Origin of the sequence: Geminocystis sp. GBBB08 (assembly GCF_016743215.1) — a bacterium.
Taxonomy (GTDB): domain Bacteria; phylum Cyanobacteriota; class Cyanobacteriia; order Cyanobacteriales; family Cyanobacteriaceae; genus Geminocystis.
In genome coordinates this window covers 1-10,918 of sequence record NZ_VRZC01000131.1, presented here as the reverse complement: position 1 = coordinate 10,918, position 10,918 = coordinate 1, and the positions used below count along the sequence as shown (strand labels likewise).

Below are 10,918 nucleotides of genomic sequence, written 5' to 3'. Positions count from 1 at the left end.
CTATAGAACCCATTTGGTATCTTTTTTAGAATGGTTACATAATAATGATTTCAGAAGAAATACTTTAATCTCGTCAAAGCCTTTTGTTATTTGGGTTACAGGCGTAAATATCAAATAGGTTCTATAGATAACTAAAAATATTTGACAATTAAGACGTTGATAGTTACTATGTGTATAAATACTTAGTTTAAGTATAATCACTTAAATTTATAGTTAAATTCACAAAAAAAATTTATAAAAGTTTAACTAAGTTTTGTTAAAAAAAACACTTTTTCTAAATAAATATCGTTAGAATATAGAAAAGTTAAAAAAATCCTTAAGATATTTTATTAGGAAAATAAGTTAAATAATCATCAGTTTATGATTTAATCTAAATTAATCTTTTAAGATATACAAGATTAATAATAAAAAATACATAATATAATTAGCATTTTAGCATTAATTTTAGGGGATAACAAATGTTTATAAATAATGGGTTAATCGACATCCAAACTCAATACAATCAAGGAGAAAGAGATTTTCCTAAGTTACAATTGAGAAGAATAGATTTAAGAAATAGCAAACTTAGAGGGATTAATTTATCAGGATCTGATTTAAGTTATGCTGATTTAAGGGATGCCGATTTAAGCAATGCTAACTTAAGTAATTGTTATTTTAATGAAGCTAATTTAAGCGGTGCTAATTTAAGTGGTGCTAATTTAAAAGGAGCATATTTAATCAAAGCATATTTAACTAAAATAAATTTAACCAAAGCAACACTTAAGGAAGCATATTTTACTGGTAGTTTTTTGACAAAAGCTGATTTATCTAAAGCTGATTTATCAGGTACATTTTTAAACGGTGCGCACTTAAATGGGGCTATCTTCCGCAGTGCTTCTTACGATAATACTACCCGTTTTGATAAGTGTTTCGACCCTGTATCTTTGGGGATGAATATGGAATCTTCCTTTAAAAATTCCCTCACTAAAAAAGTTACCATTGCTTCTATTATAACAAATTTTGAAACTATTGCCAATATAGTGAGTCGTTATTTAGGGGGAACAATTACTGCTAAAAATTTTGAAGAATCTCGTCCAGACGTGGAATGGTTACAGCAATTTTCGATGGATAAAAACGGAAAAATAAATTTTACTGGAACGATTACTCATCAAGCCACAATGATGCAGTTAAAATGGTTTGAAAAATGGACTAATGCCTTTATTAAAAAAAGTTCTCTGATTATTCAAGATTTACCAAATATTATTGAAGAAAAAAAATTAACTGTGGAGTATTTAATTAAAAATAATGTTGCTTAGTATATAGTGCTACTGATTTTAAATATAAATATTCTCCTTTTATCAAAAATTAAATAAATAAAGTCAAAAAATAAGTTTAGATGCTTTTATCGTCAAATTTACTTATTTTTTCTTGTTGTTTAATCTGTATTTAGTTGATCTATTGATTAATTTGAATCCATAGGAATCTTATGTTCATTGTGAGAGTTTTGAGATTAAATTCTCCACCTTATCAGCAGGATTAGAAAGGTTAATTTCTGTAAAATGATAGAGGGATGCCATAGGTATAAAATCTTAGTAACAGACAAAATCTTAGAATTGTATAGAAATGTTTAAAAAAAAGATTCCAAGATCAAAAAGTGGTTACAATAAATACAGAAAACAAATTATTTTTTAATGAACTCAATAATTTAATAATCTTAATAAAATATAAGAGGATATTGAATCAGATGACTTCAACACCTACGAAATCAAGTCGTACTGTAGAAAAAATTTCCAAAAATCTTTGGAAAAATAAATACCCGAAAAAGCATGATCATTACACCTTAGAAGATTTTTTTCAATTTGATATTCAGAATGGAAATATTACGGATTGGAATGAATCTCGCAATGTTCTAGTTACCGAAGATTTTATTGTAGGATTAATCGAAGGTTTAGAAGAAGAGGTGGGATCAGCTTCTAGTGTCGTTATGTATAATATCGGTAAAGCGTGGGGTATCAGAGATGCGGAATTTTTTGAGCAATGGTTTCAAAAAGAATATGAATATCCCAAAAATCCCCATGAAATGAACTTATTATACGTTCTTGAAGCATGGTGGTGGCCTTTCACTACTCAAGGTTGGGGTAACTGGGATGTGGATTTAAGTGAGCAAAAAAACGGTTTTATGTTTGTGAATATCTTTGACTCCGCCGTTGCGCGCACTTTAGGAGATGTGGGTAAACCCGTCTGTCACATTTACGCTGGTTTAATGGCAGGTTTCTTCAGTCGGTTTATTAATAAACAACTCAACTGTATTGAAATTCAATGTTATTCTATGGGTGAAACCTATTGTAAATTTTTGCTAGGAAAACAAGATCGTATCGATGCGGCAACTTTCTGGCAAAATGAAGGAGCGGGAGCAAAAGATATTCAGAAAAAATTAGTCAATGGAGAATATCTAAAATGATACCTTCGAGAAGTCTCACTGTTGAAAGTTTTTTGAGAGAAGCTAACTGGCAAGGCTTTAAACTGGTGACGGAGAATGAAAATTGGTTAAAGGTAATAGAAAATACAACCTTAAATCTTAATTTTAGTTTAACGGTGGAAAAATTTTTTGCTTTGCACAATTGGCAAGGTATTGTCAAAATTAATCCCGCAGATAGGGTTAAAAAGGAAGAATTATCACAAAATCAACAACCTGCTTACACTTTTACCATGTCTGTAGATAAATTTTTCCAAGGTATAGCATGGCAAGGGCAAAATCAAGGTATCACCAAAAAAGTCAATATTGCTTCTATGCCAACAATGTCTAATGTTATCTATTTAAACCCTAAACCATTAAATATTAACGATTTATCGGATTTACTTTAAGCAAAATTATGTATCCAGAATTACAAGCATTAATTCATGAAGCTGAATTTCAGTATTTACAAGAAGAAGACTTAAATCGATTTTCTCAGGAAATTGCGACTCTCAAAGATAGAATTGACGCTTACAAAATTCTTCGAGATGAAGAAATTAGTATTTTTCAAGGAATTGTAGATCAAGTTATCGCCAAATTTCCCCAAGAAAATTCCCAAAAAATTGAAACGACTATTCGTCACTGGTTATTAATTACAAGATATAGCGGTATGGCGATGATGTTAAATAACCATGAATTTCTCGAACACCGTTTACTAGAGTGGTTGACAGATATAGTTCAAGCTTATGAATCTCAGGTGATTTTTCAAGCTATTTATTCATTATTACTTGTTAAATTAAATAGTGTTCTTTCTGAAGATGAATTAGCTCATATTGAGCCTTTTTTAGCTCAATCCAATAATTATTTAACTAATGGTGCTATTTTAGCTAATTAAGTCAAAAAAATATATCATAATAAGAGGAAAAATAGATGATTTCCGTTGCCGATTTAGTTCAAGAAAAAGCCTTAAAAGGTAATTACTTCGCTCCTTCTGCTTATGTGCAAGGAGATTTTGAGTTAGGATTATTAGAAACAAGACTAGGCTCAAGATTAATTGCTTTACCTGAAGTTCTTTTACAAGGAATTTACGCAGGTTTAGAAGAAGAAATTGGTCAAGCTACAAGTATTGTTCTTTATAATTGTGGTCGTTGGTGGGGTAAAAGTTTTTATCGCCGTTTTGTTCAAGAAGTGAGTGAATATTATGAAATGCCTTTGGCACAGATGAATATGGCTCAATTTTTGAGTTGTTTAAAACAATGCTGGAAAACTCACGGTTGGGGAGTAATTAATTTTGATTTTGATTATTATTCTCAAGGTTTTATTGTGGTAAATACCCTTAATTCCCCCTTTGCTGAAGCGGCACCGAAAAATAAGGGTTTTGCTTGTCAGCCAGAAGCAGGAATTTTAAGCTCCTTTTTTAGTAAATTGACAGGAGAAGATCTTGGTTGTGTTCAACTAAGTTGCGAATCTATGGGAGCACCATCAAATTATTTTGTCATTGGTTTAGAAGAAAGGGTGGATTTAGCTAAAGGGATGTCAGAAGAAGGTTATGATTATTCTACGATCATGGATCGTTTACTTAACACTAATTCTGACGATAATTAAAAGTATAGCACTCATGTAAAGTTCCCTAAGTTTCTATATAAGTAATTATTCATTGTTTTACTCTTTTTTATTTTCGTTAAAACATGAGCTAATCTTAAATTAGACTTTTAATCAATCAAAAAAGAAGATAGTGGCTAAAATAATCAAACTAGATCCTCTTGGTACACAAACAGCAATTAAAACCAATGATAACCTATTATCAGGATTGTTAAAAAATCAACTTAACGTCTTACAAGAATGTGGTGGCCGGGGGATGTGTTCTACTTGTCATATTTATATAAAAGAGGGCATGGAAAGTTTATCACCCCTTAATCGTCGAGAAAAACGAACTTTAGAAGTAATTACCACTTGTAAATTAAATTCTCGTTTAGCTTGTCAGGCTAGAGTTATGGGTGAGGGGGTTGTAGTAGAATTGCCTTCTGGGATGTATTTAAGTGAGATTGATGACGTTGAAGCCTTAATTGGTAGAAGGGCACAACAAAATATTTTACATCCCATTTCTGGCAAGATTTTAGTAGAGGAAGGGAAGTTAATTACTCGCTCAATGATTAGTCAATTAGAGAATACCAAAGGAGAAGTTACTAAATATTTAGCAAATACCATTGATGCGATTTAATATTTCATCACCATAAAATTTTATCACCGACAATTAATCAGGAGTTTTAAAAAATGTTAAAACAATTTGCCGATTTAACCATCGAAGCTGACGGACGTTATGCACAAGATTATGAATTAAAATTTTTAGAGGATTATTTAGATTCTCAACATTTAAGAATGAGTGCCTATCTCAAAATCAGAGATAATGCAACGAAAATTGTGGAAGCCGTAAGAGTTGGTAAACAGAAACGGAATCCAGAATTTCAAGATTATTATGGTACTTGTAAACGGGATTTAATTGATTTAATTCGTTATTGTGCGGCTGCTTTGTTATTTGATGATATGGAAAGATTACGCACGAATATGTTGTTATGGTTTCAAACCATTGCCCGTTCATATACTTTTGAAGAAGACAATAACGATACTTATGAGGTGCTTTCTCAAGTTATTCAGACATTTTTAACACCAGAAGAAGCTAAACTTGCTCTTCCTATTTTTGAGTTAAATTGTGTGGTTTTAGTGTAAAAACAAGATTTAAAAAAACAATACAGTTGGTAGTAAGCCCTTTGGGGCTAAAGAATCAAAGAAAGGTAAAAGCCTTGACTACAAACATTTTATTTATAATTAAATTAAGATGATGGAAAAAAAACAAGATATAATTGGTTATACAGGTTTAGGAATTTCTGTGTTGGGAGTTATTGCTTCCGTTGCTTTAAATAATCCGATTTTAGCTTCTATTCCTTTAACTGTTGGGGTGGGTTGTAATCTTGCTAGTCGTAAACAATTTAACGATAGTTTAATTGAAGCCTATAATCAACAGGAAGAAACTATCAATAAATTAATGGCAACCTTAGAGGCTAACCATAATGAATTAAGCACGAAATTAACGGAAAATCAAACAGATTTAGCTAATCGTGTGGAAAAATTACAGCTATCAGTTCAAGACAGTTTAGCACAACAAAAGCAACATCTTAATAGTGAAATTCAAAGACTGGAATTACAATATCAAGACTTAAATAATATTGTTAGTAATATCCGAGAAGTGGAAGATTTTTCACAGGAATTACGCTCACAACCTGATTCAGCTGACTTCTTCTATCAAAGAGGTTTAAGTTACGAAAAATTAGGTAATTATACAGGTGCTATTGAAGATTATACAGAAGCTATTAAGAAAAATTCTAGCTTGGCAAAAGCTTATCATAAAAGAGGAGTCGTTTATCTTGAAACAGATTTGAAACAAAAAGCTGTTGACGATTTACGCAAAGCTGCTTTACTATATTTTGAGCAAGGAGACATTGATAGTTATCATGTCGCACGAGAAATGAGTCGTAATATTCACGAGCTACGATACGAGAGTAATGGTACTGTTTCAGAGATAATAGTAAGCACAGAATTATTTGTTGAATAGTGATAGTTTGAGAAAATATATAATTATGGGGTAAACAAAGGTTTGCCCTTTTTTTTATGTTTGATAAGATGAAACAATTGAATGCCATTAATCAAATATCATTGATGGCGCAGAATGTGTTGTTACTCCTGAAGTATTAACAGAATTTTTATGAAAAGTTTAATTATCGATAATTATGATTCTTTTACCTATAATATTTACCAATTATTAGCCCAAGTTAACGGTGAAAAACCAATAGTAATTACAAATAATGAGTTATCTTGGCGGGAAATAAAAGAGCTTAATGTGGATAATATTATCATTTCTCCGGGTTCGGGTAATCCTGAAAATAAAGAAGATTTTGGTATCTGTGGAGAAGTTTTATTAAATGCCAATATTCCTGTTTTAGGAGTATGTTTAGGGCATCAAGGTTTAGGTTATTTTTATGGTGCAAAAATTACCAGATCAAGACAACCTTTTCACGGTAGGATTAGTAAAATTTATCATCAACAAGACTCAATTTTAAGTAATATACCCTCTCCTTTTTCCGTTGTGCGTTATCACTCTTTAATGATTGATTATCCTTTACCTTCAGACTTAGAAATTATTGCTAAAACTGAGGATAATTTAATAATGGGAATTAAGCATAAATATAAACCTTTTTGGGGTGTACAATTTCATCCTGAATCCATAGGTTCAGAGTATGGTAAAGAATTATTAATTAATTTTCAACATTTGACAAAAATATATCATCGATCTGTAGATAACAATATTCAAAATTATCCAAAATTTTACTTAATAGATAACTTGATAAATAAAGAAACAAATCAACAAAATAAATTATTCATAACTAATAATAAAAAGTATCAAGTTTATTGTAAAAAATTAGATATATTTGTTGATTCTGCCATCACATTTCAAGAAATTTATAGTAAGTCTGATCATAGTTTTTGGTTAGATAGCAGTATGGTAGAAGAAGGTTTATCAAGGTTTTCTTATATGGGAGATTGTGAGGGGGAGAATAGTTTTTTAGTCGAATATAACGTCAATAATCAAGAAATAAAAGTTGCTCAAAATAAAAAAAGCGAAATTTTAAGGGGAGATATTTTTCAGTTTTTACAAGATATTTTAGATAATTATGCTTATGATAATCAAGATTTACCTTTTAATTTTAATGGGGGTTTTATTGGTTATTTTGGCTATGAATTAAAAGCCTTATTAGGTAATAAAAATAAACATCAATCTTCTTTACCTACCGCTCAATTTATTTTTGGCGATCGCCTAATTATATTTGATCATATTTATCAAGAAATTTACTTAGTTTTTGTAGATAAAATTAAGGAAGAAAATAACGCTAATAACTGGTTTAAAGTAATAGAAAATAAGCTAAATTTAATTGATAAAGACAAAAAGATTAACCTTAAAGAAAATCTCAAGGAAAAAAACAGGATAAAATCTTATCAACTAAGTAGAGATAAACAGGAATATTTAGAGAATATCCAAACTTGCCTAGAGAAAATAAAACAAGGAGAAAGTTATGAGATATGTTTAACAAATAATCTTTATTTACCTACTATATCAGAACCTTTAAATTATTATTTACGGCTAAGAAAAGAAAATCCAGCCCCTTATAGTGCTTATTTAAAATTTGGTGAAATAGCAGTAATTTGTTCTTCCCCTGAAAGATTTTTATTATTAGAAAAAAATGGGAATTTAGAATCTAAACCCATCAAAGGCACAGTCAAAAGAGGTAAAAATAAAAAAGAAGATATACAACTAAAAAATCAATTACAATTCAGCGAAAAAGAGAAAGCGGAAAACTTGATGATTGTGGACTTATTGCGTAATGATTTAGGTAAAGTTTGCGAAGTTGGTACAGTTATCGTTCCTAAATTAATGGCGATTGAAACTTACAATACCTTACATCAAATGGTGACAACAGTCAAGGGTAAAATTAGCAAAGGAGTGAAAGCCGTTGATTGTATTAAGGCTTGTTTTCCCGGTGGTTCAATGACAGGAGCACCAAAAAAGAGGACACTAGAGATTATAGACGAATTAGAAACCGAAGCAAGAGGCATTTATTCAGGGAGTATCGGATTTTTAGCCCTCAATGGTACGATGGACTTAAATATCGTGATTCGTACAGCTATTATAACCCTAAATCAAAGTTCCATCGGTGTTGGAGGTGCAATTACGATTCTTTCAGAAGCTGATAAGGAATTTGAAGAAATCATACTTAAAGCAAAGGCGTTAATTGATAGCTTTTAATCAATATTAAACTTTATTCTTAGATATTAAATTGGACATAAAAACCATCAGCATGTCTAATAATTCTCACTTTCTTAATTTGATCAATCTGAAAATAGTTTAAATTTGGTAGTGCTATAAAATAACTAAAACTTTTAAAATAATAGTGAATAATAATATCACTTTTGAGTAACTGTATTTATGAATAATAATTTATTACCAACTTATCAGCAATTGTGGCAAAATACGACAAATTGGACACCATCAGAAGAAATACAAAATTTATGGGAAAAATTATATAACGAAATATTAAGTATTAATAAACACTTAAATTTAACAAGAATTACCACTTCTGAAGAATTTTGGGAAAAAAATTTATGGGATTCTTTAGCACCAATTTTAGAATATGATTTAACTGATAAAAACATAATTGATATTGGCACTGGTGGAGGTTTTCCCGGATTACCAATTGCGATAGCATTTCCAGAAGCAAAATTAACCTTAATGGATTCTGTGGCGAAAAAAATTAAATTTATTAGTGAGTTTTCTCAAAAGTTAAATTTAAAAAATATTAAAATATTAATTAATAGAGCAGAAATAATAGGACAAGATCAAAATTATCGAAAACAATATGATTTTGCTTTAATTAGAGCCGTTGCTGAAATTTCGGTTTGTTTAGAATACAGTTTACCTTTATTAAATATAGGCGGAATTGCTATTTTATATTGAGGAAATTTAACAGATGAAGAAAAGAATATAAGCGAAAAAGTTGCCAATAAATTAGGCGGAAAAATTATCAAAATTACTAATAAAAATACACCGATTGAGAATCATATTCGTCATTGTATTTATATAGAAAAAGTAAAACTAACTGCCAAAAAATATCCTAGGGAAATAGGAAAACCTGTAAAAGTGCCATTATCTTCTATTAATTTTTAATCTTATCTTCTACATCTGCGATGGCATTTTCTAAAATATCATTAATAACTTGATAATCAAACTGATGACTGACGGCTAATTCTTCTTTAGCTTTCGTTAAACGGTTAAGAATGACTTCATCGGTATCTGTGCCTCTACCCTTTAAACGTTGCTCTAAAATTTCCATAGAAGGGGGTAGAATAAAAATTCTGGTAGCCGAGGGAAAACTTTCTTTAACTTGATTTGCCCCTAAAACTTCAATTTCTAAAATAACAATTTTACCTTGCTCAATTTGTTCTAAGACAGGTTGTTTAGGTGTGCCATAATAATTTCCTGCATATTCTGCCCATTCTAACAATTGAGACTTATTAATCATCTCTTCAAATTGAAGACGAGAAAGAAAATAGTAATCTTTGCCGTTAATTTCACACTCCCGTGGAAGGCGAGTTGTTGCGGAAATAGAGAGAAAAATGTGAGGATTTTTAGAGAGTAAAGATTTGACAATTGTACCTTTGCCGACACCGCTAGGGCCTGTAATTACAACTAATTTACCTTGTTGATTCATAAAATTATTCGGCTTTAATAAACCTCGTATTTATTTTTACCTTTGCAATGAGTAGGAAAAAAATTTCAGACTTTAAGGAAGTAAAAATTAGCAATTATTTTTCAATATTCGTCACAAAACGATTAGCAACGGTTTCGGGTTGAATAGCGGATAATATAACATGACTGGAATCTGTTATAATTACCGCTCTGGTTCTTCTACCGTAGGTAGCATCAATTAATAATCCTTTTTCTCTAGCATCACTGATAATACGTTTAATGGGAGCTGATTCTGGACTTACAATAGCAATAACTCGGTTAGCGGCTACGATATTACCAAAACCGATGTTAATTAATTTAATATCCATAAATTATGATGAGAATTAAGATTTTTGACTTATCCATCATCATATCGCTAAATATTAAGATTTACAATGATTTTTAGCTGAAATTCTCAAAAAATTGAGATTTATCGCCATCTTCAAGAAAGTATAAGCTCGATCAAACAACGCTCACCATCAACTGATATATATGAACTTAACTTGCTTAGATTACATTTTAGCATCTTTGCACCTTTGCGAGATAAAATACTTATCCCTAGATGTGGGCGATCAACTTACAGAAAAAAGATTTTCCTAAAAATGTCATTCCGAGCCATAGAGAGGAATCTCAAAACGTCTTAACCATTATCTCAAACTTAATTGAAATAACTATCACTTATATTCTGAGTGCATAATTTTCCAAAGTCTGGATATTATAGATAGTTAGAGGATATAGAAAAGGGAAGAGGGAAGAGGGAAAAGTAATCAGAATTGATTTTTCCCGTTTTGTTTCATTGGTATTATTGTACTGGTGCAAGATCTGAGTTATACATGGGTTGTAAAAATTGCGCCCTTTTCATCCCGAATTTATCAAGATCGAGGATTTCACTCAAGCACTCAGAATTACTCCTAATTATTCTCAAGCCTATCATGATTTAGGACTGACTTACGCCCAGGAAGAACATTATGATAAGGCGATCGAATATTATACTCAAGCCATCAAATTTGATCCTAATTATCCCTCTTTTGTCAAACTCCGCAAACACTTGCAATTTATAGATTCTGCAACTGTTGTAGATCAATCGATCGAGGTCATATTTAATAATATGAAATAAATCGAAACTTTAAATTAGTAAATTTGACTCT

General features: G+C 30.5%; 13 protein-coding genes. 11 read left to right on the top strand and 2 right to left on the bottom strand.

What is annotated here, in order from left to right; translation table 11 throughout:
- The first annotated feature begins 458 nt into the window (after positions 1-458).
- The 10 genes from FWJ34_RS14685 to rsmG all read left to right on the top strand — a co-directional run bounded on the left by FWJ34_RS14685 (position 459) and on the right by rsmG (position 8,999).
- Positions 459-1,295: a pentapeptide repeat-containing protein gene (locus FWJ34_RS14685; RefSeq protein WP_308256081.1), complete on the top strand. Its 837-nt coding sequence runs from the start codon at positions 459-461 to the stop codon at positions 1,293-1,295.
- A 428-nt stretch (positions 1,296-1,723) separates the two neighbouring features.
- On the top strand, positions 1,724-2,440 hold the full coding sequence (locus FWJ34_RS14680) for a V4R domain-containing protein (RefSeq protein WP_308256080.1): 717 nt from the start codon (positions 1,724-1,726) through the stop codon (positions 2,438-2,440).
- Positions 2,437-2,844, top strand: coding sequence for a hypothetical protein (locus tag FWJ34_RS14675; RefSeq protein WP_308256079.1), 408 nt, complete (start codon positions 2,437-2,439; stop codon positions 2,842-2,844). Before FWJ34_RS14680 ends, FWJ34_RS14675 begins: the two co-directional genes overlap by 4 nt.
- Positions 2,845-2,852: 8 nt before the next feature.
- Positions 2,853-3,329 carry a phycobilisome protein gene (locus FWJ34_RS14670; RefSeq protein ID WP_308256078.1) on the top strand — a complete coding sequence of 159 codons (477 nt, stop codon included), beginning with the start codon at positions 2,853-2,855 and terminating at the stop codon, positions 3,327-3,329.
- Positions 3,330-3,364: 35 nt separating this feature from the next.
- Positions 3,365-4,039: a V4R domain-containing protein gene (locus tag FWJ34_RS14665; RefSeq protein ID WP_308256077.1), complete on the top strand. Its 675-nt coding sequence runs from the start codon at positions 3,365-3,367 to the stop codon at positions 4,037-4,039.
- Positions 4,040-4,169: 130 nt separating this feature from the next.
- A complete protein-coding gene (locus FWJ34_RS14660; RefSeq protein WP_308256076.1) occupies positions 4,170-4,655 on the top strand; it encodes a 2Fe-2S iron-sulfur cluster-binding protein in 486 nt (161 codons plus the stop codon).
- Between the two features lie 53 nt (positions 4,656-4,708).
- Entirely contained in the window at positions 4,709-5,161 is a 453-nt protein-coding gene (locus tag FWJ34_RS14655; protein ID WP_308256075.1) for a hypothetical protein, read from the top strand.
- A gap of 109 nt (positions 5,162-5,270) precedes the next feature.
- Positions 5,271-6,044, top strand: coding sequence for a tetratricopeptide repeat protein (locus FWJ34_RS14650; RefSeq protein ID WP_308256074.1), 774 nt, complete (start codon positions 5,271-5,273; stop codon positions 6,042-6,044).
- Positions 6,045-6,194: 150 nt separating this feature from the next.
- Positions 6,195-8,291: an aminodeoxychorismate synthase gene (gene pabB, locus FWJ34_RS14645; protein WP_308256073.1), complete on the top strand. Its 2,097-nt coding sequence runs from the start codon at positions 6,195-6,197 to the stop codon at positions 8,289-8,291.
- A 180-nt stretch (positions 8,292-8,471) separates the two neighbouring features.
- On the top strand, positions 8,472-8,999 hold the full coding sequence (gene rsmG / locus FWJ34_RS14640; protein WP_308256072.1) for a 16S rRNA (guanine(527)-N(7))-methyltransferase RsmG: 528 nt from the start codon (positions 8,472-8,474) through the stop codon (positions 8,997-8,999).
- Between the two features lie 199 nt (positions 9,000-9,198).
- Here the strand turns inward: rsmG and gmk are convergent, their stop codons facing one another.
- Positions 9,199-9,753: a guanylate kinase gene (gene gmk, locus FWJ34_RS14635; protein WP_308256071.1), complete on the bottom strand. Its 555-nt coding sequence runs from the start codon at positions 9,751-9,753 to the stop codon at positions 9,199-9,201.
- Positions 9,754-9,847: 94 nt separating this feature from the next.
- Positions 9,848-10,099, bottom strand: coding sequence for an extracellular matrix/biofilm regulator RemA (gene remA / locus FWJ34_RS14630; protein ID WP_308256070.1), 252 nt, complete (start codon positions 10,097-10,099; stop codon positions 9,848-9,850).
- 518 nt (positions 10,100-10,617) lie between these two features.
- Between remA and FWJ34_RS14625 the strand changes: the two genes are divergently transcribed.
- Positions 10,618-10,887, top strand: a complete 270-nt coding sequence (locus tag FWJ34_RS14625; protein ID WP_308256069.1) for a tetratricopeptide repeat protein — start codon at positions 10,618-10,620, stop codon at positions 10,885-10,887.
- Positions 10,888-10,918 lie beyond the last annotated feature (31 nt).

What these genes read in the sequence shown, in the direction of transcription:
- FWJ34_RS14685 (WP_308256081.1), top strand. Translation starts at nt 459, where the DNA reads ATGTTTATAAATAATGGGTTAATCGACATCCAAACTCAATACAATCAA.
- FWJ34_RS14680 (WP_308256080.1), top strand. Translation starts at nt 1,724, where the DNA reads ATGACTTCAACACCTACGAAATCAAGTCGTACTGTAGAAAAAATTTCC.
- FWJ34_RS14675 (WP_308256079.1), top strand. Translation starts at nt 2,437, where the DNA reads ATGATACCTTCGAGAAGTCTCACTGTTGAAAGTTTTTTGAGAGAAGCT.
- FWJ34_RS14670 (WP_308256078.1), top strand. Translation starts at nt 2,853, where the DNA reads ATGTATCCAGAATTACAAGCATTAATTCATGAAGCTGAATTTCAGTAT.
- FWJ34_RS14665 (WP_308256077.1), top strand. Translation starts at nt 3,365, where the DNA reads ATGATTTCCGTTGCCGATTTAGTTCAAGAAAAAGCCTTAAAAGGTAAT.
- FWJ34_RS14655 (WP_308256075.1), top strand. Translation starts at nt 4,709, where the DNA reads ATGTTAAAACAATTTGCCGATTTAACCATCGAAGCTGACGGACGTTAT.
- FWJ34_RS14650 (WP_308256074.1), top strand. Translation starts at nt 5,271, where the DNA reads ATGATGGAAAAAAAACAAGATATAATTGGTTATACAGGTTTAGGAATT.
- pabB (WP_308256073.1), top strand. Translation starts at nt 6,195, where the DNA reads ATGAAAAGTTTAATTATCGATAATTATGATTCTTTTACCTATAATATT.
- rsmG (WP_308256072.1), top strand. Translation starts at nt 8,472, where the DNA reads ATGAATAATAATTTATTACCAACTTATCAGCAATTGTGGCAAAATACG.
- gmk (WP_308256071.1), bottom strand. Translation starts at nt 9,753, where the DNA reads ATGAATCAACAAGGTAAATTAGTTGTAATTACAGGCCCTAGCGGTGTC.
- remA (WP_308256070.1), bottom strand. Translation starts at nt 10,099, where the DNA reads ATGGATATTAAATTAATTAACATCGGTTTTGGTAATATCGTAGCCGCT.